At 36.7% G+C, this 24,155-nt stretch carries 17 protein-coding genes, 1 rRNA gene, 1 riboswitch and 1 other annotated feature; of the genes, 9 read left to right on the top strand and 9 right to left on the bottom strand.

Annotated elements, in window-relative coordinates:
• Positions 1-205 (bottom strand): 16S ribosomal RNA (locus BUB45_RS18895); the annotation flags it as partial.
• Positions 206-580: 375 nt separating this feature from the next.
• Positions 581-883, bottom strand: a complete 303-nt coding sequence (locus BUB45_RS18890; RefSeq protein WP_073013395.1) for a rhodanese-like domain-containing protein — start codon at positions 881-883, stop codon at positions 581-583.
• Positions 884-987: 104 nt separating this feature from the next.
• On the opposite strand from BUB45_RS18890, the gene BUB45_RS18885 reads away from it, so the two are divergent.
• Positions 988-1,740, top strand: coding sequence for a hypothetical protein (locus BUB45_RS18885; RefSeq protein ID WP_073013394.1), 753 nt, complete (start codon positions 988-990; stop codon positions 1,738-1,740).
• A gap of 202 nt (positions 1,741-1,942) precedes the next feature.
• Here BUB45_RS18885 and leuS read toward each other — a convergent pair whose 3' ends face one another.
• Positions 1,943-4,357 carry a leucine--tRNA ligase gene (gene leuS, locus BUB45_RS18880; RefSeq protein ID WP_073013392.1) on the bottom strand — a complete coding sequence of 805 codons (2,415 nt, stop codon included), beginning with the start codon at positions 4,355-4,357 and terminating at the stop codon, positions 1,943-1,945.
• 390 nt (positions 4,358-4,747) lie between these two features.
• Positions 4,748-4,966 (bottom strand) — a binding site (T-box leader).
• Positions 4,967-5,068: 102 nt separating this feature from the next.
• Here leuS and mnmM point away from each other — a divergent pair.
• Complete coding sequence (gene mnmM / locus BUB45_RS18875; protein ID WP_073013390.1) at positions 5,069-5,665, top strand: tRNA 5-(aminomethyl)-2-thiouridylate-methyltransferase MnmM; 597 nt, start codon at positions 5,069-5,071, stop codon at positions 5,663-5,665.
• A gap of 1,022 nt (positions 5,666-6,687) precedes the next feature.
• Positions 6,688-9,285: a bifunctional acetaldehyde-CoA/alcohol dehydrogenase gene (gene adhE / locus BUB45_RS18870; protein ID WP_073013388.1), complete on the top strand. Its 2,598-nt coding sequence runs from the start codon at positions 6,688-6,690 to the stop codon at positions 9,283-9,285.
• Positions 9,286-9,366: 81 nt separating this feature from the next.
• On the opposite strand, the gene BUB45_RS18865 is transcribed toward adhE, so the two are convergent.
• A complete protein-coding gene (locus BUB45_RS18865) occupies positions 9,367-10,452 on the bottom strand; it encodes a tetraprenyl-beta-curcumene synthase family protein (protein WP_073013397.1) in 1,086 nt (361 codons plus the stop codon).
• 90 nt (positions 10,453-10,542) lie between these two features.
• Between BUB45_RS18865 and BUB45_RS18860 the strand changes: the two genes are divergently transcribed.
• Together BUB45_RS18860 and BUB45_RS18855 are read left to right on the top strand one after the other, a co-directional pair.
• Positions 10,543-11,055 (top strand): gamma carbonic anhydrase, encoded by a 513-nt coding sequence (locus BUB45_RS18860; RefSeq protein WP_073013386.1) that lies wholly within the window; start codon positions 10,543-10,545, stop codon positions 11,053-11,055.
• A 456-nt stretch (positions 11,056-11,511) separates the two neighbouring features.
• Positions 11,512-12,369, top strand: coding sequence for a C39 family peptidase (locus BUB45_RS18855; RefSeq protein WP_073013384.1), 858 nt, complete (start codon positions 11,512-11,514; stop codon positions 12,367-12,369).
• 228 nt (positions 12,370-12,597) lie between these two features.
• Here BUB45_RS18855 and asnB read toward each other — a convergent pair whose 3' ends face one another.
• Positions 12,598-14,496, bottom strand: a complete 1,899-nt coding sequence (asnB, locus tag BUB45_RS18850) for an asparagine synthase (glutamine-hydrolyzing) (protein ID WP_073013382.1) — start codon at positions 14,494-14,496, stop codon at positions 12,598-12,600.
• 567 nt (positions 14,497-15,063) lie between these two features.
• Positions 15,064-16,269: a methionine adenosyltransferase gene (gene metK, locus BUB45_RS18840; protein ID WP_073013378.1), complete on the bottom strand. Its 1,206-nt coding sequence runs from the start codon at positions 16,267-16,269 to the stop codon at positions 15,064-15,066.
• 333 nt (positions 16,270-16,602) lie between these two features.
• Positions 16,603-16,715: riboswitch (SAM riboswitch) on the bottom strand.
• A 345-nt stretch (positions 16,716-17,060) separates the two neighbouring features.
• Between metK and pckA the strand changes: the two genes are divergently transcribed.
• The 4 genes from pckA (at position 17,061) to BUB45_RS18820 (ending at position 21,748) form a co-directional block, all read left to right on the top strand.
• The gene (gene pckA, locus BUB45_RS18835) at positions 17,061-18,647 is read left to right on the top strand and encodes a phosphoenolpyruvate carboxykinase (ATP) (protein WP_073013376.1); all 1,587 of its coding nucleotides are present in this window, start codon (positions 17,061-17,063) and stop codon (positions 18,645-18,647) included.
• A gap of 504 nt (positions 18,648-19,151) precedes the next feature.
• On the top strand, positions 19,152-20,141 hold the full coding sequence (locus BUB45_RS18830; protein ID WP_073013374.1) for an ABC transporter substrate-binding protein: 990 nt from the start codon (positions 19,152-19,154) through the stop codon (positions 20,139-20,141).
• Positions 20,142-20,153: 12 nt separating this feature from the next.
• Positions 20,154-20,945 (top strand): ABC transporter ATP-binding protein, encoded by a 792-nt coding sequence (locus tag BUB45_RS18825; protein WP_073013372.1) that lies wholly within the window; start codon positions 20,154-20,156, stop codon positions 20,943-20,945.
• A gap of 2 nt (positions 20,946-20,947) precedes the next feature.
• A complete protein-coding gene (locus BUB45_RS18820) occupies positions 20,948-21,748 on the top strand; it encodes an ABC transporter permease (protein WP_073013370.1) in 801 nt (266 codons plus the stop codon).
• Between the two features lie 197 nt (positions 21,749-21,945).
• On the opposite strand, the gene ytkD is transcribed toward BUB45_RS18820, so the two are convergent.
• The 3 genes from ytkD to BUB45_RS18805 form a co-directional block, all read right to left on the bottom strand.
• A complete protein-coding gene (gene ytkD, locus BUB45_RS18815; protein WP_073013368.1) occupies positions 21,946-22,413 on the bottom strand; it encodes an RNA deprotection pyrophosphohydrolase in 468 nt (155 codons plus the stop codon).
• Between the two features lie 232 nt (positions 22,414-22,645).
• A complete protein-coding gene (locus tag BUB45_RS18810; RefSeq protein WP_073013367.1) occupies positions 22,646-23,176 on the bottom strand; it encodes a hypothetical protein in 531 nt (176 codons plus the stop codon).
• Positions 23,177-23,304: 128 nt separating this feature from the next.
• Complete coding sequence (locus BUB45_RS18805; protein ID WP_073013365.1) at positions 23,305-23,622, bottom strand: hydrolase; 318 nt, start codon at positions 23,620-23,622, stop codon at positions 23,305-23,307.
• Positions 23,623-24,155 lie beyond the last annotated feature (533 nt).

Here is a 24,155-nt window from a genome sequence, read left to right as displayed (position 1 = left end):
ACGCTTTGTTTCATCCGGTATTAGCCCCGGTTTCCCGGGGTTATCCCAGTCTTACAGGTAGGTTGCCCACGTGTTACTCACCCGTCCGCCGCTCGTTCCACAAGCGTCACTCCCGAAGGAGATCTACTTGCTTCCCGCGCTCGACTTGCATGTATTAGGCACGCCGCCAGCGTTCGTCCTGAGCCAAGATCAAACTCTCCATAAAAGTTTGTGATGATGAACACCGTTCTTCATCATTCTTAGCTGCTGAGATTTCTCTCAGTTTATTTCTTAAGAAAAAACAGGGTTTGTTTTTTCCTTGACATACTGGTTGTTTTGTTCAGTTTTCAAAGAGCAAATAATGTAATGTTTTTTAGCAACTTAACAATCATAACCTGTTATGTTATATTTGTCAAGCACATAGCCAAAATAACTTTTGCACCAAACCACAATGTGATTAATGCGGATAACAAGTATATCATGTAAAACAATCATAGTCAACTCAATGCTGTCTAATAATGAAATAGAACTGCTTATTTTTGACAGCAAAATCAATACTAAAGGATTATAGGAGAAAAGTCAAGCCCTCTCCTATATTTTTTTAATTTATGATTTCTCCACGCCATTCTAACATGCCACCAACCATATTTGCTACATCAAATCCTTGTTTATGTAAATAGGAGGCTGCTCTTTCACTCCTTCTCCCCGATCTACAGACCATAATATATTGCTTAGACTTATCTAGTTTTTCTGCTTCCTCTGGTATTTGCGCTAAAGGAATATGCGTTATGTGAGGGATTCTGCCTTGGGCTACCTCTTCTACTTCACGTACATCAATAAGTTCCAACGTACCATCGTTATTTTCTAACTTCTTCTCCACTTGCTCTGGGGTTAACTCTTTCACTTTATCACCTCAAACCTTTCCTATTTTAATAATAATTTTTTAATGGATAACTTTCAAGTTTGCAACACAATCTAAAGCTAACATCATAGAAGGGTAGTGTAATCATGAAAGGTAAGCATACTTGTTTTATTCTATGTAGTGTGTTTCTTCTTGTTTTTATTTCTAGTTCAGCTATTGCAGAAGAAACAAAGCCGAATTTAATTAAGACATATCGTGCTGATGTAACTGGCGATAATCATCCAGAGACAATTAAATTAATGGGTACGCTTTTTTCTGCGGATTCAACATACTATCGTGAAATATGGGCAGAGATTTCTAATAATGATAATCAATGGAAGATCTCTTACAATGGCGGTTATGACCCTTTTTTACAGTTTGTCGATTTGAATCACGATGGAATAAAAGATATATTTTATCAAAGTGCCACTGGAGGAAGTGGCGGGCTTTATAATTACCAGCTAAATACCATCATTCACACCCAAATGGAAAAAATACCATTACCTAAACAAATGTATTTAAGCGGTTATTTCCAACCTAATTTTAAAATTAATATAACATTAACAGCTACGAGTAAGCCAATTACAATAGATATTAAAAATCGTGCTCAAGATTATATTCGACTTGGTATTTATAATAAAGACGGTAGCTTACATTCGCAAAACCAATCTGTTTTGATTGACCCAATCGCTTTTTTTGAAGTCTTTAAAATAAGCGATAGTAAAGGATATGGCCTAAAAAGTTATCAACAAATTAGCGGCGCATACCACGCCGACCGATTAGGAACCGTAGAGACTATATGGTATTTCGAAAACGATAATTGGATTATTTTAAATACTAAATGGGTTCCATCTAAATAAAGACCCATTAATTTAAATAAATTAGTTCAACATATAAGTGCCATGCAGTTCGCTCTTTTCACTCCTTGCAAACGACTGTGAAAGCTAGCGTTCTGCGGCACTTTATTTTTAAGCAAAGGAGGGTGTTACACAATCAATTATCTGATTGCGCTACAGCCCGCTGCTCTTAGAAGTATCCTTGTTAAGAACAGCAACATGTGGATTAATTGGCAACGATATTAACTAGTTTCCCTGGTACAACAACGACTTTCCGAATTGTTTTATCTGTAATTAAATCTTTAATCTTTTCATTTTCTAAAGCTATTTTTTCTAATTCTTCTTTTGAAACATCTTTGGAAACATTTACTTTAGCACGAACTTTCCCCATCACTTGCAAGACAATTTCCACTTCATTTTCTATCAGCTTTTCTTCATCATATACAGGCCAAGGTTCATAAGTGATCGTTTCGGAATGACCTAACTTTAGCCATATTTCCTCAGCAATATGTGGCGCAATTGGGGATAGCATTTTTATAAATCCTTCCACATATTTTTTAGGAATATATTCCGCTTTATTACATTCATTCACAAACACCATCATTTGAGAGATAGCTGTATTAAAATGCAAATTTTCAAAGTCCTCCGTCACTTTCTTTACCGTTTCATGGTAAGTTTTATCTAAAGTGCCATCATTTTCTTCAATAATCTTTCTAGAAAGTTGCCCATCATCCTCAATAGTTAAGCGCCAAACGCGATCGAGGAAGCGACGTGAGCCATCCAGCCCATTTTCTGACCACGCAACAGAAGCATCTAGCGGACCCATGAACATTTCATAAAGTCGTAAAGTATCTGCACCATGAGATTCTATAACGTCGTCAGGATTAACGACATTACCTTTAGATTTACTCATTTTCTCATTGCCTTCTCCCAAGATCATCCCTTGATTAAACAGCTTTGTAAACGGCTCTTTCGTAGGGACAACCCCAATATCATATAAAAACTTATGCCAAAAACGCGCATATAGCAGGTGAAGAACAGCATGCTCAGCACCACCAATATATAGATCGACAGGCAGCCATTGTTGGAGTGCATCAGGAGCAGCTAATTGCTTAGAATTTTCCGGATCAATATAGCGTAAGAAATACCAGCAACTTCCCGCCCACTGCGGCATGGTGTTCGTTTCTCTCCTTCCTTTCATACCCGTTTCGGTATTAATGACATTTACCCATTCCTCAGCATTTGCTAGTGGCGATTCTCCCGTTCCTGATGGTTGAATATTATTCATAGACGGTAATTCTAATGGCAATTCTTCTTCAGGAACAGTTGTCATCGTTCCGTCTTCCCAGTGAATTATAGGAATAGGTTCACCCCAATAACGTTGTCTAGCGAACAACCAATCGCGAAGACGGTAGGTGATTTTTTTTGTACCTTTTCCGTGTTCCTCTAACCACGCAATCATTTTCATAATTGCTTCGTCTTTACCTAAACCATTTAAAAACCCAGAATTAATATGCTCGCCTTCCCCACTATAAGCTCCTTTTGTAATGTCTCCGCCTGCAACAACCTCAACAATAGGGAGTTCAAATTTAGTAGCAAATTCGTAGTCTCTTTCATCATGTGCTGGAACAGCCATAATTGCACCTGAACCGTAACTCATTAATACATAATCCGCAATCCATATTGGCATTTTCTCCCCATTCACAGGATTAATAGCATATGCCCCTGTAAAAACACCTGTTTTTTCTTTCGACAATTCTGTTCGTTCTAGGTCTGACTTCGTTTCGATCTCATGAATATACTTTTCAACATCATCTTTTTGTTTATCTGTTACAATTTTCTTTACCAAAGGGTGCTCAGGTGCTAAAACAGCATAGGTTGCGCCAAATAGTGTATCTGGTCTAGTTGTAAAAACAGTAAACGCTTCATTCAATGACTCAATTTCAAAGCTAACCTCAGCACCTTCTGATTTGCCAATCCAATTTCGTTGCATATCCTTTAAACTCTCTGGCCAATCCAATTCTTCCAAATCTTCTAAAAGACGATCTGCGTAAGCAGTGATCCGTAGCATCCATTGTTTCATTGGTTTACGAATAACAGGATGCCCTCCCCGCTCGCTTTTCCCATCAATTACTTCTTCATTCGCTAATACCGTACCTAAAGCAGGGCACCAATTGACAGGGACTTCATCCATATATGCTAGCCCGTGTTCATACATTTTTATAAATATCCATTGTGTCCACTTATAATAGTTAGGATCTGTTGTATTAACTTCGCGATCCCAATCATAAGAAAAGCCGAGAGCCTGAATTTGTCGCTTAAATATATTTATATTTTTATCTGTAAAAGCTGCCGGGCTATTCCCCGTATCAATTGCATACTGTTCAGCAGGGAGTCCAAAAGCATCCCACCCCATTGGATGCAATACCTCATAACCTTGCATTCGCTTCATTCTCGATATAATATCTGTAGCTGTATACCCTTCTGGATGCCCCACATGCAAGCCAGCTCCAGATGGATACGGGAACATATCCAACGCGTAAAACTTTTCCTTTTCAGAAAACGTATTTGTTTTAAATGTTTTATTTTCTAACCAATACGTTTGCCATTTTTTCTCTATTTGCTGATGATGATAACTCATGTTTTTCCTCCTATTAGTTTAAATTTTCTAGATACATTAGGTTTCAGGTTCAACTGAACATAGCCATTTCAAAAATGATACTGTTTATATAGAAAGAACAAAGGCTCGGGGCGCCCGTTTAGCAACGAGCGAGCGGAACGAATCAACGAAAGTTTTAGGAATCATGCTCCTGCAACACGAGTATGCCGGCGCCCTCCGGCAAGCCCGTCTTTAGTCAACCTTCCTATTTAGAACGAACCGATGATAACTTAGCTTAGGGCAATGGAGTGAAGTCGCCTACTTGCTAGGCGCTGGACGCGGCTAAATAACTTAGTAAGTTTATCCACAGCTGCTAAATTTGATAATTTCTTTGACCATAAAAAAAAGCATCACGGTCCCTTCTAATTTCATAGAAGGGACGAGATGCTTTCACCCGCGGTACCACCCATTTTAATGCTCATCAGCATTCACTTGAAATCCGTAACGAGGACATACGTCAGAAACTACTCTGCAATTTTCGCTCCTGCAACAGCTCAAGGCGAGTTCATAAATAAACAGGGACAATTTCCACCTACCATTGCCTCTCTATTCCTGAAATAATTTATTACTACTCCTTGGCATTGTCATTATCTTATTATATCGAATTGTAATGAATTATTTTATCTTTGTCAAGACAACATGTGACTTCATCTGCTAAAATAAGTAGTAATAATTTTGGCAAAGGAGATAATCATGTTACACGGAATTTTGCACTATGCGCATTATTTATTAGAATCCACTATTGAAAAAAACGAAACTGTCATTGACGCAACTTGCGGAAACGGCCAAGATACGCTGTTTTTAAGTAATGTTGTTGGTAAAAATGGCCACGTTTTAGCATTCGATATTCAAGAACAAGCAATTCAAACAACTAGACAGTTAATGCAAGAAAATCAAAAACAGAATGTATCTATTATTCATGATAGCCATGAACATTTAGAAAAATACTTACCTACAAAAGAAATGTTAGTTGGAGGAGCAGTATTTAACCTTGGTTACCTGCCTAGAAGCGATAAAACCATAATCACCAATGCTAATTCCACCATTATGGCCATCAACAAAATATTACATTTCCTAAAACCAAACGGCTTGATTGTCATCGTTGTTTATTATGGTCATGAAGGAGGACACGAAGAAAAAGAAGCTGTTTTAAAACATGTAATGCAGCTGAGCCAACGCTCCTATCATGTGTTACAATATCGGTTTATTAATCAAAGAAATAACCCGCCATTTATTATCGCTATCGAAAAAAAGGGGAATGGCTTTACTAAAAGAAAATTGTCATTTTAGTTCGCTTTTTCTAAAAGAAAATTCAGAAAAACTTAGCTTGCCAAGTCTTATGGCGAATAGCATAGTTTTTCTTATACCATAAACCTTTAAACATTTATACTTTCCTATAGTGTAATAAAAGCTCGGGACGCCCGTTTAGCAATGTAGCGAGTGGAGCAAATCAGCAGTTTTAGGAATCATGCTCCTGCAACAGGAGTATGCCGGCGCCCTCCGGCAAGTCCGTCTTTAGTCGGCCTTCCTATTTAGAACGAACCGATGATGACTTAGCTTAGGGCGATTTCGCCAAATCGCCTAGTTGCTGGGCGCTGAAGCTAGACATAGCTATTCCATTGATTCGGTATCCAAAAGCAACAAATTTTATACTCCCTCTATATACTAACGTTTTCTCTTGTTTTCTTTGTTTTTCTTAAAATTTCATTTTGTTTTTACGCATCAACAATATTTAAGACCGTATTAGGAAGCTTTTTTAATGTAGAAGGGGGCACTTAATAAGCCATCCTTCTCTTTTTAGAAAACTTGGCTTATTGTCAAATCATTATGAAGACTCAAACCTTCATTTTGCCTATTTTAAACTTTAAATCTCTATACTTTCCTATATAAAAATACACCTGTAGACCCCGTTTAGATTTGAAATGTATCAATGGCTGAGACACCCACTTCAATTTTGAAAAGGTTTGAAGCGGGAGGAAAACAGCCCACTCTAACTCGCAAGAGCCTTTAAGAACAAACAAATCGAAATAAAAAAACTCGCTACTAATAAGATTTACTTTAGTTTAAATGAGATCTCCTCTTATTGGAAATATCACCACTTTCAATTGTACAATTAAAAGCCCACTGTTCACAAAAAATACATAATACTAACAAATCAACCTTGTAATCGTTTACTTGTTATAGTACAACGTTTCCAATTAAAATTGTTTGCTCATTATTTCACAAAAGGTGTGGAAATTTATAAAAAACCATTATATAATGAGGGTGTAAAAAGATTGCTCAGTGTTTCACAAACTAAGGAGGGTCCTATTATGACTGAGAAAACAAAAGGAACTGAAGAGCTAGTTTCCACTAAAATTAACCAACTAATCTCCCAAGCAGAAGAGTCATTGGAAGGTTTAAAACAGCTAGATCAAGAAGCTATTAATACAATTGTCAAAGAAATGGCATTAGCAGGTCTTGATCAGCATATGCCTTTAGCTAAATTAGCCATTGAAGAAACAGGTCGTGGCGTCTTTGAAGATAAAGCTATTAAAAACATCTTTGCAACAGAATATATTTATCATAACATTAAATATGATAAAACGGTTGGAGTTATTCATGAGGATGAGCAAGAAGGAATGGTTGAAATTGCTGAACCAGCTGGTGTGATCTGTGGTATAACACCAGTTACAAACCCAACATCAACAACCATGTTTAAATCACTTATTTCCATTAAAACGAGAAACCCAATTATTTTCGCTTTCCACCCTTCTGCTCAAAAATGTAGCAGTCAGGCAGCAAAAGTATTACTTGATGCCGCGGTAAAAGCAGGTGCGCCTAAAAATTGTATTCAGTGGATAGAAACACCTTCTGTTGAAGCAACGAAAACATTAATGAATCATGACGGCGTATCACTTATACTTGCTACTGGTGGTTCAGGAATGGTGAAATCAGCATATAGTTCTGGAAAGCCAGCCCTCGGTGTTGGCCCAGGAAATGTACCATGTTATATAGAAAAAACCGCACAAATAAAGCGCGCTGTCAATGACCTCATTTTATCCAAAACATTTGACAACGGAATGATCTGTGCATCTGAACAAGCAGTTATTATTGATAAAGAAATATATGACACGGTAAAACATGAAATGGTAGCTAATAATTGTCATTTTCTAACAGAAGCAGAAAGAAAGAAAGTAGAAAAACTGGTTATTAACCCTACATCTTGTGCAGTAAATGCGGATATTGTTGGTAAACCAGCATATGAAATTGCTAAGATGGCAGGAGTAAATGTGGCCAAGAACACTAAAATTTTACTTGCTGAAATTGAAGGTGTTGGACCAGAATATCCGTTATCTAGAGAAAAATTAAGCCCTGTATTAGCTTGTTATAAAGTAAATAGCACAGAAGAAGGATTCAAGCGCGCCGATGAAATGCTACACTTTGGAGGACTAGGACATTCAGCAGTCATTCATTCTACTGACCAAGAGGTTATCGAAGCATTTTCTCTAAAGATGAAAGCAGGTAGACTGATTGTAAACTCACCATCTTCTCAAGGAGGAATCGGCGATATTTATAACAACCATATGCCTTCCCTTACATTAGGATGTGGAACTTATGGCGGAAACTCCGTATCAACAAACGTCGGAACAATCAATTTAATGAATATTAAAAAAGTCGCTCGGAGGAGAAATAATATGCAATGGTTTAAACTACCTCCTAAAATCTATTTTGAAAAAAATGCAATTCAATATTTAGAAAAAATGCCTGACATCTCTAAAGCATTTATTGTAACTGATCCGATGATGGTAGAATTAGGTTATGTAGATAAAGCTCTCTACTATTTACGTAAACGTGCTGATTATGTCCATTGTGAAATTTTTTCAGATGTCGAAGCTGATCCATCTATTGAAACCATCCGCAAAGGTACTGCGTTAATGCAAAAGTTTGAACCAGATGTTATTATCGCTATTGGCGGTGGATCTCCAATGGATGCTGCTAAAGCCATGTGGTTATTCTACGAGCATCCAGATGCTGATTTTAACGCTCTAAAACAGAAATTCATGGACATTCGTAAACGTATCGTCAAATACCCGAAATTAGGAAGACTAGCTCAATTGGTATGTGTGCCAACAACGTCAGGAACAGGTTCTGAAGTAACATCATTTACAGTGGTTACCGATAAAAAATCAGATACAAAATACCCGCTAGCAGATTATGAAATGACACCAAATGTTGCTATAGTTGATCCACAATTTGTCATGTCTGTGCCAAAACAAGTAACAGCTGATACTGGTATGGACGTATTAACACACGCCATTGAAGCTTATGTGTCCAATTTGGCAAACGATTATACTGACGCGCTTGCAATTAAAGCAGTTCAATTAGTTTTTGAATACTTGCCAAAAGCATATCATAACGGAAATGATGAGTTAGCTAGAGAAAAAATGCATAATGCTTCAACAATTGCTGGAATGGCATTCTCCAATGCGTTCTTAGGCATTAATCACTCTTTAGCTCATAAACTAGGTGCAGCGTTCAACATTGCACATGGTAGAGCTAATACGATATTACTACCGCATGTTATCCGTTACAATGCTAAAAAACCAGAAAAATTTGCTACGTTCCCTAAATACGCATACTTTATAGCAGATGAGCGTTATGCAGAAATCGCAAAAGCGCTAGGGCTTCCAGCAAGAACGGTGGAAGAAGGAGTAGAAAGTTTAGTACAAGCTATTATTAAACTTGCTAAAGAACTAAATATCCCAATGAGCATTAAAGACACAGGTGTAAACAAACAAGCATTTGAAGCAAAAGTAGATAAACTAGCTGAATTAGCTTTTGAAGACCAATGTACAACAGCAAACCCAAAATTGCCTTTAATTACTGAACTGGCAACTATATACCGTGACGCATATAAAGGAATATAAAAACCTTATAACATGATTTCCGTTTATATTGATTTACTGTTCTACCCTACCCAAGATCAGTAAAACTGTACAGGACCGTTGTTACTTATTTGTAACAGCGGTCCTTTGTAGTTTAAAAAATTTAAGAAAATAATACATTCTTGTGTTTCGATGAAAAAAAATAGCAGGATATCCGGCCGTTTGAAAAAGAAGTCGCTTTAAACGTTTGGAATTAGAGATTTGTCCCACTTTATTGTCCCCTAAATATAATCCGATTAATCCTTGTACGACCATTACATGGAATTTCGAGTTAGGTATGGTAACTGCATATAATTTTGCTTGCTCACAAAAGTACTTGAATCGTTCATGCATGACTGACTCGTTTTTGTAATATGAGCAAAAATTTAAATCAGCTTCCTCTTTATCTTCCTGCTGATCAATATAATAATCCAATAAAATATGTAATCCTTGAATATAAGGAAAGTAAGCTGTTACAATTTCATCAGCTAACTTTCGATACAACCTGCCTGCTAAACTGTAGGCCATTAAACAAAAAACACCCAAAGTGGATCCAGCTGCAGCGGAAAATTCATACCAAGCTAGCGAATAGGCATTTTTCTCATTAGACCATTTTGTTAAACGTGGTACTCTTTCCTCATGAATAACGTGTTTATGCACTTGTAACTCACTATATAAGCCTGCCAACTTTATTGCTTGTTCTTGATATGTTGGAATATCATCCAACTTTCTAACGATATCATTACAGGTTTTTACGAGCTGTTGCAAATAACCATTGTCTTGCTTATGCTCAAATAACGCATAATAATCTTTTGGTAAAGACTTAGGACAATGCGCATCAATCATGGAGGTATGTAACAACGCGAAAGATTTAGCGTCTAGCGATGTACTTCGATCACATAAATTATCTAAATAATCACTTATTGTTTGATAAGCTACAATAAAACGTACACAATCTCTCCATCTTTTCCCTGCTAATAGCGCATACACTGCCCCACCTTGGCAATGAAATTGTTTTTCAGACATACTTGCCAGTGCTTGATAACGCAATTCTTGATCAGGGATTTCATTCGCTCGCTGTTTCCAAAAAGCAAGTTCCTCTCTTACTGCTGGAAAGATCTTACGATAAACTGTTATCATTAAAGGGATAGGTGTACTTGGGACTTCCATACTCAACGTCTTGCCTCCGTTCCAATTTCAAACACTTTTACCTTATTTGTTTCTATTACTATTATCAGCATATTTTTTAGGAGGATTCAAATGATACATCCTTATAAAGGAATATTTCCAACTATTCATGACTCTGTATTTATAGCAAATGATGCAAGCATCATCGGTGATGTCACAATCGGTGCACAATCAAGTATCTGGTTTAAAACAGTCATACGCGGTGATGTTGCACCTGTCAATATTGGAGAACGAACTAGTATTCAAGACTTATCCGTTCTACATCAAAGCCCAGGTATGCCATTAACGATCGAAAGTGATGTTACTGTCGGTCATCAAACTACGCTACACTCTACAACGATACAAAAACATGCTCTAATTGGTATGGGTTCTATTTTACTGGATGGCTCAGAAATAGGAGAATACGCATTTATTGGAGCAGGAAGTCTTGTCCCACCTAATAAAAAGATTCCGCCTTTTACATTAGCACTAGGTAGACCAGCAAAAGTCGTCCGAGAGCTAACAGAATCTGATTATGCAGAAATGCAACGCATTTGCCAATCCTATGTTGAAAAGGGAGTTATTTACAAACAACAAAACAGGTAATATATACATTTTTAGTTTAACTTTCATTACAATCAACCGATATATAGGGAGAATGCGCTTTGCCAATCTAGCTGTTATTTAAATAAGGAGAGATAACACCATTCCATTTTCCAATCTTTAGAAAAACTCAGCTTGTGGCGGAAGCTGTATTTTTTTCTTATACTATAAACCAAAAAATTTTATACTTTCCTATAGTACAAAAAACATTACTGTAGTTAGTATATGCGATGAAAGAAAAGAAATCAAAACCAACCATTAATCATTCACCTTATTACAATAGTTCTTTCGTCATTGGGTAAGCTTGAAAAGAAATGTAATTTAATCAAACTTTCTTTTAGCATAAAAGTGGCAACATCCTCTCATTTTGACGAGTGCTTTTCTGAAATCAACTATTCAACTAAGGTGACATTTTCATAGCATAGCATTTAGGACTTATTCTACGGGGAGATTGTAAAAATGAACATTATTTTATTTAGTGTTTGTTGTATTCTAGCTACCTTCTTATTTTATGTTAGTTCTAAGCAAAAAATTACATGGGTGAAAAAATCGTTTATCCTATACGGTTTTATTTTTTCTATCACGGCCATTTCTCTTTTATCTATGTTTTTCATGCAACATAAAATAACTTTTAAACAATTAATAGAAAGTGCTATCCCAGTACATGAAGACAATCACTATTCTCCTGAGGTCAGCAAATTATCAAAACACACGATAAAGAAAGCAGTCAATATTAAAGCTCCAATGATAGAGCAACTTCCTGAGCTACCAAGAGGTTGTGAAGTCACAACCTTATCCATGCTGCTAAACCATTATGATATACGTGTTGATAAAATGAAATTAGCTGAACAAGTGAAAAAAGACCCTACGCCATACAGAAAAAAAGACGGCAAAATCCACTTTGGTAACCCTTATAATGGGTTTGTTGGCGATATGTACTCTTTTGAAACCCCAGGGATGGGCGTATACCATAAACCAATTGCTGAATTGGCAAAAAAATACGTAGGTGATGTCGTAAATGATTTAACAGGAAGTGACTTCCAAGCAGTTATTGAAGAATTGAACCATAAACGGCCAGTATGGGTCATTATAAACACAACTTATGATAAACTACCAAAAGATAAATTTACTACATGGCACACAAAAGACGGGCAGATTGACATTACGATGAAGCAACACTCTGTTTTAATTACTGGATATGATGAAAACTACATTTACTTTAACGATCCATTAAACAAAGCAGATAAGGCTCCTATTGAAGAGTTCAAAGCTGCTTGGATACAAATGGGAAAACAGGCGATCACCATTGCAAAATAAATGGAAGATCGCCTGTTTATTAAGTCATATAATTTTAATCTCACATTAGAATAACCTCAGATAATGTTTGGAATACTTGGTTTATCTCTTTAGGGCGAAAGCCGCTCCTTCTACTACACCACTTAAAATATTACATAATTAGAAAAACTCGGCTTGATGCCAATCTTTATAGAGGAAGCCAAGTTTTACTCAACTATAAACCTTTAAACTTTTAAATTTCTTATAGTACTAAGAGAAGATTAATTCTCCTGTGTTTTCATTCAATGTTGATACATCAAACTTTTTCTCAACAAAGTTTTTATGCCAGAGCATAAACATAAGCACGGTCCAAATTTTTCTACTGTAATCCCCTTTTCCTTGACAATGATCGTCTAGAAGTTGAAGGATATAGTTTTTGTGTAATAAATGGTCGGTTTCACTTTCATGAATGAGTTGTTTTGCCCAACCATTTAACTCATTTTTCAACCAATGACGAATAGGAACAGGAAACCCTAATTTTTTACGATCTAATACATGGTCAGGTACAATACCTCTGGAAGCTTCACGCAACAAGCTTTTCGTAGTACCATTGGCGATTTTTAAATCAACTGGAATCTCATTTGCTATGCGAAATACTTCTTTATCTAAAAATGGAACTCGTAATTCAAGAGAGTGCGCCATTGTTACTCGGTCTGCTTTTAATAAAATATCTCCACGCATCCAAGTATGGATGTCCACATACTGCATCTGATTTACATATGGATAATCTTTTACTTGATCAAATAACTTACCAGTTACTTGTTGATAAGATAACTGTTCATTATATGTTTTTAATAGCTCCCTCTTCTCTTCTTCTTCAAACATTTTTGCGTTTCCAATATAACGTTCACGCAATGGGGTTGTTCCACGGTCGAGAAAGCTTTTACCTTTCACTCCTTCAGGTAGTACAGCAGAAACTCGTTTCAGCAACCCTTTCATGAAAGAAGGCATTTTATCAAAATACTTTAATGAATCCGGTTCACGATAAATATTGTATCCGCCAAAAAGTTCATCGGAGCCTTCTCCAGATAAAACCACTGTTACATGCTTTCTAGCTTCTCTAGAAACAAAATATAACGGTACACAAGATGGATCAGCCAATGGATCATCCATATGCCACATAATCTTTGGTAAATGATCTACATATTCTTGAGGAGAAATCATATAGGAAATGTTCTCTACATTTAATTTATCTGCTGTTTCTTTGGCCACATCAACTTCAGAATATCCATCGCGTTCAAAACCGACAGAAAATGTTTTTATTGCTGGATTAATATCCTTCGCAATGGAAACAATTAACGTTGAATCGATTCCTCCAGATAAAAATGAACCTACTGGAACATCACTGCGCATATGCACATTTACTGAATCATACATGACGTCTTGAATTTTTTTAATCCAGTCCTGCTTTTCACGAAGTACAGGATGGAAAGTTGCATGCCAATAACGCGTAAATTGAATAGGCTGTCCAGGTTTTTTAATAAAATAATGCCCTGGTTCTACTTTTTTTATGCCAGCAGTCATCGTCATTGGCTCAGGTACGTATTGAAAGCTCAAATAATGCTGCAGCGCATCTTGGTCTACTTTTTCTTGGTCCATCATTAGTGTGATGCTTTTTTTCTCAGAAGCAAATGTGGTCCCGAAGGAATTTTCATAATAAAAGAGCGGCTTAATTCCAAAAGGATCACGAGCTCCATACAATTGCTCCGTCTCTTTATCCCACACAAGAATGGAGAACATGCCTCTTAAATACTGAAAAGCACCCTCTTTATGTTTTGCAAATAAAGCTGCAATTACTTCTGTATCAGAATCCGTTTGAAATGCATAACCTTCTGCAAGTAATTGTTTACGCAATTCAATATAATTATAAATTTCACCATTAAAAACTAACCATATTTGTTCATCATTATAACTTAATGGTTGGGAACCACTTTCAATATCTATAATACTCAAACGTCGGAACCCAAAGGAAATATAAGAATCGAAATAGTATCCTTCATCATCTGGTCCTCGATGAGTGATCAAATTATTTTGCTGTTTAAATAATTCTACTTCTTGTTCTGTTCGTTCTACAGGATTATCAAATATCATTCCGATAAAACCACACATAGCTGTCTACCTTCTCTCATTAAATATAGTAACGTATGGTACGCATCATTTTTTTCATTACTATCATACCACACCAAACGTTCGTTAAAAACTTTTAGGAAAACTTGGTATGTGTCAAGTTTTTCTCGACATAGTTATAACCTCTATATTTCCAGCACTCTATTTATGTACATTTTTAGTGACCGCTACGGAAAAACACTACACTTCCCTTGGTCTGGCGCTTAGCTCCTCGAAAAAAGAAGTCGCTTTTTTCTGCGGCGTCTTCCCGCTGCGCTTTCCTACAGGACAAGGAAAGTTACGTAAATGAAACACCTCCATCATTTTCGAAGAGTCTCCGTGTTTTTCCTCCGTTAGCTTAACCGTATCAACTATAACACTCCTCAAACTTCCACTTAACGGGATGGAAAATCTTACAACTACCGAGTTATCGCTTGTTGGTCTGTTATCACATTTCACAAACCAGAAACCTGAGAAAAAAGCATGATAGAAAACTCTTTCTTCCCCTTCCTTACAGTAAAACAAAAACATGACCTCTCCAGCGACCGAAAAGTCATGCTATTGCTCACTCTACTGCTGTTCTTTTACTAATGCAATTAATTCTTCTACTTTATCCGTTTTTTCCCAAGGAAATACAACATCTGTACGCCCAAAGTGACCATATGCAGCTGTATTTCTAAATATTGGCTGTTGTAAATCAAGCATACGAATAATCCCAGCAGGACGAAGGTCGAACAACTTCCTCACAGCTTGAACCAATACATCTTCACGAACGATTCCTGTTCCAAACGTATCAATAGCAATTGACACCGGTTCTGCTACACCAATTGCATAAGCTAGTTGAACTTCACAACTTTTAGCTAATTTTGCAGCGACAATGTTTTTTGCAACATATCTTGCTGCATAAGCGGCAGAACGATCTACTTTCGTTGCATCTTTACCACTAAATGCTCCACCGCCATGTCGTGCATAACCACCATACGTATCCACAATAATTTTTCTTCCAGTTAAACCTGCATCACCTTGTGGACCACCTATCACAAATCGCCCAGTTGGATTGATAAAGTATTTTGTTGTTTCATCTAACAAATGTGCTGGGACTACTGGAGAAATAACATGCTTCAGTAAATCTTGTTCAATTTGCTCCACAGTTACATCTTGATGGTGCTGTGTGGAAATGACGATGGTATCAACTCGAATAGGTTGCCCATCTTCTCCATATTCGATGGTTACTTGTGTTTTTCCATCTGGTCTCAAGTAATCTAAGATATGCCTTTTACGAACATCTGCCAAACGTTTAGCTAACTTATGTGCTAAAGAAATCGGTAGTGGCATTAATTCTTCCGTTTCATCGCAAGCGAATCCAAACATTAAACCTTGGTCACCAGCTCCAATAGCATCGATTTCTTGCTCGCTCATTCGTCCCTGTCTTGCTTCCAATGCCTTATTTACGCCTCCAGCAATGTCTGGAGATTGCTCATCTATTGCCGTTAATACAGCACAAGTTTTGGCATCAAAACCAAATTTTGCTCGCGTATAACCTATCTCTTCAACTGTTTTCCGTACGACTGCTGGGATATCAACATAAGTAGTCGTAGATATTTCACCTGCCACTAATACAAGACCTGTCGTAACGGTTGTCTCGCATGCAACACGTGCATAAGGGTCCGATTGTAATATTTCATCTAAGATAGCATCAGAAATTTGATCTGATATTTTATCAGGGTGACCTTCTGTTACAGATTCAGAAGTAAATAAACGTCGATTCGTAGCCATTTTGCTACTTCCTCCTTTAAAATCAGATACGGAACTCTATATAACGTGAAAATTTACTTAATTGGTGTTTTCTCTGACACACGATAAACAAAAGAAATCTAAAATGACATTATTATAAGATATGCATATATAATGACAAGAACAAATACTTCTAGTTATCCTGCGCTAGATTGCCTGTATCCATTCAACAATAGAAAAACTTGACTTAAACGCCAAGTTCCTATGGCGAAAGCGGTAGTCTTCCTTATACTATGAGCTTAAAATTTATACTTTTCTACAGTATAAAAAACCCCTTCCTGCTTATCATGAGGAAAGGGAATAGCGATCCTTTCGCTCTTATTGTTCAAGGTTTCGTATGACCTTGCATCAGGTTAGCACCTTTTCACAAATGCGTGATGGTTGCTGGGTTTCTTCGGGGCTGTCCCTCCACCAACTCTGAATAAGAGATCCGTTCGCAATTCAGCTTACCGAAATAGTAGGTTTCTGTCAATTAATTTGGGTATATTTTCAATCACTTTACCAACATACTAGTAGAAAACTTGGCTTGTCACCAAGTCTTATGAGAAAGCCTTGTTTTTCTAGTTAAATCTATAAAACCTAAAATTTGTACTTTTCTATAATGTAAGAAAAACCAGAGAGGCATATAAAATCTTCTTTAATTTTTTATATTTCATCACATTTAGTATGGACTATTTGAATAAATGTGTTATACTATTTACAGATTAAACACATGAAATACGTTCTTCTTCCATGAACATGAATAAATTTGAGTTAAAAGGCAGGTATTTCTAATGAAAACGGTAGAAAAATCATTTGTAACCGAATTATATGCACATCCTCATTTGTTGTCGAATTTATCTGTACCACAACTTGTAGAAAAAATTTTAGCTAGAAATGAAGGAAAGTTATCAGCAACTGGTGCTGTTCAAGCTGAAACAGGAGCTTATACTGGTCGCTCTCCTAAAGATAAATTTATTGTAGAAGATGAAATGAGCGAAAAGTATGTTGATTGGGGAACGGTAAATCGGTCCGTTAACGAAGAGACTTTCAATAAGCTTTATCAAAAAGTCGTTGCCTATTTAAAAAACAAGTCGGAAATCTTTCATTTTAAAGGATATGCTGGAGCAGACCATGAATACCGTCTCCCTTTGCAAGTAATTAATGAATATGCATGGCACAATCTCTTTGCCAGACAATTATTTATCACACCTACGAAGGAAGAACTAGAAAAGCATCAGCCAGAATTTACTGTTATATCTGCACCAACATTTAAAGCTGACCCAAAAGTAGACGGTACAAATTCAGAAGCATTTATTCTTGTATCCTTTAAACAACGTATTGTATTAATAGGTGGAACGGAGTATGCTGGCGAAATTAAAAAGTCTATTTTTTCCGTTATGAACTATTTATTGCCACAACGTAATGTATTATCGATGCATTGCTCTGCTAACGTAGGTAATGAAGGTGACGTTGCCTTATTTTTTGGTTTGTCAGGAACAGGAAAAACTACGCTATCCGCTGACCCATATCGTCGTCTAATTGGTGATGATGAGCACGGTTGGGGTCCTAATGGTGTATTTAATATCGAGGGCGGATGTTACGCTAAATGTATCAATCTATCTCAGGAAAAGGAACCACAAATTTATGATGCCATTAAATTTGGCACAGTATTAGAAAACGTCGTTTTAGATGAACAATCTAGAATTCCTGATTATGATAACACAAGCTTAACAGAAAACACGCGCGCAGCATATCCGTTAGAGAACATGGATAATATTGCAATTCCTAGTATGGCAGGACATCCAAATACAATTATTTTTCTAACTGCAGATGCGTCCGGAACATTGCCTCCAATTAGTAAATTAACAAAAGAACAGGCTATGTATCACTTTCTAAGTGGCTATACGAGTAAATTAGCAGGTACAGAAAGAGGCGTAACAGAACCACAGGCGACCTTTTCAGCTTGTTTCGGTTCTCCGTTCCTCCCGTTAGCACCATCTAAATATGCCGCTATGCTAGGGGAGAAAATTGATGCCTATCAATCAAATGTCTTCCTCGTTAATACTGGTTGGACAGGAGGATCCTACGGTGTAGGAAAGCGTATGAAGCTATCTTATACACGTGCTATGATTCATGCCGCTCTAGAAGGAGAATTACATGGCGTAGAAACAACAAAAGATCAAGTTTTCGGATTGGAGATTCCAATGCATGTGCCTGGAGTCCCAGATGAAGTATTAATTCCGAAAAACACGTGGCAAGATAAAGCCGCTTATGACCAAACAGCAAAACAGCTTGCAATGAAATTTCATGAGAATTTCAAACAATTTACGGAAGCTCGTGAAGATATTGCTAATGCTGGCCCTAGTTTTAAGGGTTAACTTATGTTTCCTCATCCCAAAAGGAATTTTATATAAAGTATTACCATAGCAGTTACTGCTGCATATCGACCTCAAAAAGAGGTCGATTTTTTTATTATCTAGGAAATTAAGGAATTGATAAAATTTAGCAGTAGCTGTGGATAAACTTACTAAGTTATTTAGCCACGTCCAGCTCCAGCGCCCTAAGCTAAGTCATCATCGGTCGGTCCGATCCCTGAGAGGAAGGTCGACTAAAAACGAGCTTACAGCCCAACGTCGGCATACCCCTGTTTTAGTGGCATGATTCCTTGATCTTTTTTGATCCATTACATTGTGAACGGGCGCTTGCTCCTTTGTCCCACTAAAGAAAAGGATATTTTTAGGGTTTAAATATAGGAAAACAAAGGCTTTCGCCATAAAACTTGACGACAAGCCAAATTTTTCTAATTAACTAGGCATTCACACATTTTTCTATCCAATCATAAACTGTTTTGACGAATGAAATTATAGAAAGGAGCAAATAGGATGAAAAAAATTCTATTTTTCCTGCTCTTCAGTAGCATACTCTTGTTTTTAACAAGTTGTAATAATGAAAACACCAATAAGAAAATTCAATTAGCTGAAGTTACTCGTTCCATTTTTTATGCACCGCAATATGTCGCTTTAGAAAAAGGATTTTTTAAAGATGAGGGGTTAGATGTAGAATTACAAACCACATGGGGTGGTGATAAAACGATGACTTCCCTATTATCAGATGGATCTGATATCGCTTTAGTAGGAGCGGAAACGTCTATTTACGTCTATGCTCAAGATTCAAAAGACATTGCTATTAACTTTGCTCAACTAACGCAAACAGACGGAACTTTTTTAGTAGCAAAAGAAGAAAAATCAAATTTCAGTTGGGATGAATTAAAGGGAACAACATTTTTAGGGCAACGTAAAGGGGGCATGCCACAAATGGTTGGTGAATACGTACTTAAACAGCAAGGAATTGATCCACATGAGGACTTAAACTTACAACAAAATATTGAGTTTGCTCATATTCCTAGTGCATTTGTGTCTGGAGATGTTGAATATGTACAATTGTTTGAACCAACTGCGAGTGCATTTGAAAAGGAAGGAAAAGGCCATATTATTGCTTCTTTCGGAGAAGAATCAGGAATTGTTCCATATACCGTTTATATGGCAAAACAAACCTATATGGATGAACACGAAGCAGAGATGAAGGATTTCACGAAGGCTATTTACCGTGCACAACAATGGGTTGCAGAGCAGCCTGCAAAAGAAATTGCTCAAACGATTCAACCTTATTTTGAAGATACAGAGTTAGAAATGCTAACCTCATCTATAGAACGCTATAAAAGTCAAGGTTCCTTTGCCACGGAGCCATTATTACAAAAAGATGCATGGAATAACTTGAAAAACATTATGGAAGAAGCGGGAGAATTACCAGAAGATGTAGCTTATGAAGAACTCGTCAATACTACATTTGCAAAGGATGTATTACAAGATTAAGGGGAGTGTGTGATGACACTTTTAACATTAGAAAATATTACTCATTACTACTTTTCTAAGCAAGGAGCTACAAAGTCATTAAAGGATATATCTATATCTATTCAAGAAGGGGAGTTTATTTCATTATTAGGACCAAGTGGTTGTGGAAAATCGACAATTCTTTCTATTATGGCAGGTATTATTCAGCCTACAGAAGGAAATGTTAGCTTAAAAGAAAAAGCAATCCAATCCCCTTCTTCAGAAATAGGCTATATGTTGCAACAAGACTATTTATTTCCATGGAAAAACATATTAGATAATATCCTTTTAGGGCCGAAAATAAACCAGACGGCTACGAATAAAATAAAAGAAAAAGGTATGGAACTCTTACAAGAAGTGGGAATAGAACATGTAGCTACTGCGTATCCTGATGCATTATCAGGAGGGATGCGGCAACGAGCAGCCCTCGTACGAACTTTAATTAATGACCCGATGATTTTACTGTTTGATGAGCCTTTTTCTGCTTTAGACTACCAAACAAAATTAAAGTTAGAGGATTTAGTCGCAATACTGTTAAAAACATACCGTAAAACAACCGTACTTGTTACGCATGATATTGGCGAGGCCATTGCTATGAGTGATCGTATCTTTGTCATGAATACAAACCCTGGAACCATATCGAAAGTATTTGACGTGCCTATCGAGCTACGTAATGAACAACCATTTCTAGCAAGAAGGCACCCTAAATATCAGCTATTATTTGATAAAGTATGGGATGAATTGGATAATCGCAAAAATGTCGCATTCTTAGGGGGAGGTAAATAAGGATGGCTCAAAGCAATGCCGAAGAACAATTATTTCAACAATATTTATCCTCTGTCCAAAAAGAAAAAAAGCATGTGCTTATTTGGCAACTTTTAATCCTAATCAGTTTTGTATTCTTTTGGGAGATCGCTAGTCGATTTTACTGGATCGACCCATTATTATTTAGCTCTCCTTCTACGATATATCAAGTCATTGTAGATAAGATGCAAGATGGGTCACTTCTCGCACATATGCAAGTCACTTTATTAGAAACAGTCGCTGGATTTTTGATTGGAACTATTGTAGGTGTTTTCCTCGCCATCTCCCTATGGTTTTCCAAGCGTTTATCTAACATATTAGATCCTTATCTTGTTATCTTAAATGCCATGCCTAAAGTAGCATTAGGCCCGATAATCATCGTTGCCTTAGGACCCGGATATGTATCCATTATTGCAATGGGAGCCATTATATCCGTAATCATTACAACACTTGTCGTCTATTCAGCATTTAATGAAGTAGACCCTAATTACGCAAAAGTACTGCAAAGTTTTGGAGCAACTAAACGGCAAGTATTTCAGCACGCCGTTTTCCCTGCCACATTACCAACAATAATTTCTACACTAAAAGTAAATGTTGGGCTTTCCTGGGTTGGCGTCATTGTGGGAGAATTTCTTGTTTCAAAACAAGGGTTAGGTTATTTAATTATTTATGGCTTTCAAGTGTTTGACTTCTCGCTTGTTATGATGAGTTTAGTTTTAATAGCTATTTTTGCAGCTATTATGTATAAGCTTGTGGAAAAAATAGAAAGCTGGTTAATCAAATAAAACAGGCTTGAAATGAAGCATTGACTTATAACCCAAAAGCTGTCATTTCTCGTACACTATATACTATTAAAGATCTATACGGCAGAAATTACTGCCGTATAGATCTTTAATAATAAAGCAATTACATGCTCAGAAAAATCCACCAAAAACAACGATAGACTATGACGCGAGCTCCTAGTAGGTTTAAAAAACTTATTTCATAACTGCAAGTTCAAATGTGATAAGCAATACGTTAACACACTGTCTTTCATCATAAAACTGTACTCTTCACGTTGCTTCACATCTACAGGGATGTGATCTAGTAGAACAGGCCCACATGTCTCATAATATGTCTTTTGTTCCTCCAATGAACAAATTGTTGCGAAATAAACATTTTTAACGACATTTTCAAACTTACCAGAAACAAAATATTGACCAACATAGCTTATTTTTTCAACAATGCCTCCAGTTTCTTCCTTAATTTCTCTAATAGCTGCTTCTTTTGCACTTTCCCCTCTTTCTACCTTCCCTCCTGGAAATTCCAATCCCCTTTCTTTATGCTTCGTCAACAGCCATTTATCTTTATATACGCATATGACCCAAACATGAAGCGGAGAATTAGAAAAGGGTTGATCTGCAAAGGATAATTTTACTTCATTATGGTAATAATCTTTAAATATATACATTTTTTCAACGCCTTCTCTAGTACTTCATTTCCTTAAAATAAATTTGCATTTTCGTGCTTCCTCACAAATACTGTATATCTAGCACCCATTTCGGTAAAATCCCTAACATTTCTATAAATACTGTAAGAATGTAGCAGACAAGTTTCTGTTCCTAGTCTTATATGGATGAAATGCCCCGATATGAAAATGTGCCTACACGGGTTACTACAATATGGACTTATTGGCATAAAATTCATTTAGGATATTCAATATTTGTTATTTTCCATTGTTTATCAAAGGAAAATGCGAATTTTATTGTGTAATCGCCATAAAAAGTTGTTTCGTTTGTTTGTGTTATAATAACTTGATTATCACTTTGCTCAGTGATTTCATAAGGCTCCCCTTTTAAAAACCATGCTGGCTTACTCGTTGGGCGAAGGTACAGACCATCGCTCTTTTCCCTATAATAATACTCTACAAAAGGTTTAGCAACTGAATATGTAGCAATGGAGCTAAACTTTTCATACAGATCTTGTTTAGAACCTAATTTCTTCACACGATAATCTCTATGAATAGGTTGCACTAGTATATTCATAAATTGTTCTGTTATGTTCGTTATTTTTTCTTCCGTTAACTGGGTGGCTTCAGCATTAACTGTAGCTTGCGCTGTTTCTTTTAGTACATCCCCTGAAGCAGTTGGCGTTTGTATATGCAATACTACAAGCGATAATAACATGGTAACGATAAGCACGGTTGTGCTATAAACGATGCGTCGTTTATTCATCTCCAATATACCTCCTTGTGTGAGCAGGATCCTTTCCTTACTAGTCTATTCCTGTCCATACCAATAGATAAACCTTTACTCACACAAATGGCATAATAAATTAGTTTTTTAACGCTTCATTTTTGGTCTTATAAATACGTGTTTAAAATGCCCATTTTTTGAATATGCGCTTTCGTTTTTTCATCTCCTAAATCATGTACAAGTTTGAACGCTCTTGCCATATCACTGTCATACTCATCATTTGCTGCATCGTTATGGTAAGGAACTGCTGGAATATGCGCACGAAAGAATGAACGTATCCCAGAAGCATTTGCTTCATCGAAGGCTTCACGTAATTGCACAATTTCTTGTTCCGTTGCGTAAATAACAAATTCATCATTATTGTGATACTTCACCCGCGATATTTCTCCTGACCCCATTTGGACGTAATATTTTTGTTTTTCCATTTCAAACACCTCCTATCGTATAGTATTTCTTTTTCATGAAAAAGCATGTATGGGAAACCAATACGATACGTACATATCTTTTGCCGATCTTAACCGTTAATAGCGCCTTTATGGTTTATAGAAGTTTAGAAAAACTGGACTTATCGCCAAGTCTTATGGCGAATGGCATAGTTTTTCTTATACTATAACCCTTAAAACTTTTATACTCCCTCTATATACTAACGTTTTCTCTTGTTTTCTTTGTTTTTCTTAGAATTTCATTTTATTTTTTACTCATTAACGATATTTAAGACCGTGTAAGCATAATTTTAATGTAGAAGGGTGCACTTAATAAGCCATCCTTCTCTTTTTGAAAAAAATGGGAATTTTCACTGCTATGATCGCACCTTCTCATCCCACAATACTCATGGTGACAAACCCTCCCACATCTCACAGCGTCTTCGCGCATACATTCCTTCGTTCGGTCTATCCATGAAGTGGGGCCGGCGTTGCTTTCCTACAGGGTCATTGCCCGATTGTATAAAAATTGCCGG

The organism is Virgibacillus chiguensis (assembly GCF_900129865.1).
GTDB lineage: Bacteria > Bacillota > Bacilli > Bacillales > Amphibacillaceae > Virgibacillus > Virgibacillus chiguensis.
This window is presented reverse-complemented; position numbering and strand designations above follow the sequence as displayed.

Bases quoted from the DNA above. Each gene is read 5' to 3' on its own strand.
- leuS (WP_073013392.1), bottom strand. From the start codon at position 4,357: ATGAGTTATCATCATCAGCAAATAGAGAAAAAATGGCAAACGTATTGG.
- ytkD (WP_073013368.1), bottom strand. From the start codon at position 22,413: ATGTATATATTTAAAGATTATTACCATAATGAAGTAAAATTATCCTTT.
- BUB45_RS18805 (WP_073013365.1), bottom strand. From the start codon at position 23,622: ATGGAAAAACAAAAATATTACGTCCAAATGGGGTCAGGAGAAATATCG.
- BUB45_RS18855 (WP_073013384.1), top strand. From the start codon at position 11,512: ATGAACATTATTTTATTTAGTGTTTGTTGTATTCTAGCTACCTTCTTA.
- BUB45_RS18820 (WP_073013370.1), top strand. From the start codon at position 20,948: ATGGCTCAAAGCAATGCCGAAGAACAATTATTTCAACAATATTTATCC.
- pckA (WP_073013376.1), top strand. From the start codon at position 17,061: ATGAAAACGGTAGAAAAATCATTTGTAACCGAATTATATGCACATCCT.
- mnmM (WP_073013390.1), top strand. From the start codon at position 5,069: ATGTTACACGGAATTTTGCACTATGCGCATTATTTATTAGAATCCACT.
- adhE (WP_073013388.1), top strand. From the start codon at position 6,688: ATGACTGAGAAAACAAAAGGAACTGAAGAGCTAGTTTCCACTAAAATT.
- BUB45_RS18860 (WP_073013386.1), top strand. From the start codon at position 10,543: ATGATACATCCTTATAAAGGAATATTTCCAACTATTCATGACTCTGTA.
- BUB45_RS18865 (WP_073013397.1), bottom strand. From the start codon at position 10,452: ATGGAAGTCCCAAGTACACCTATCCCTTTAATGATAACAGTTTATCGT.
- BUB45_RS18830 (WP_073013374.1), top strand. From the start codon at position 19,152: ATGAAAAAAATTCTATTTTTCCTGCTCTTCAGTAGCATACTCTTGTTT.
- metK (WP_073013378.1), bottom strand. From the start codon at position 16,269: ATGGCTACGAATCGACGTTTATTTACTTCTGAATCTGTAACAGAAGGT.
- asnB (WP_073013382.1), bottom strand. From the start codon at position 14,496: ATGTGTGGTTTTATCGGAATGATATTTGATAATCCTGTAGAACGAACA.
- BUB45_RS18825 (WP_073013372.1), top strand. From the start codon at position 20,154: ATGACACTTTTAACATTAGAAAATATTACTCATTACTACTTTTCTAAG.
- BUB45_RS18885 (WP_073013394.1), top strand. From the start codon at position 988: ATGAAAGGTAAGCATACTTGTTTTATTCTATGTAGTGTGTTTCTTCTT.
- BUB45_RS18810 (WP_073013367.1), bottom strand. From the start codon at position 23,176: ATGAATAAACGACGCATCGTTTATAGCACAACCGTGCTTATCGTTACC.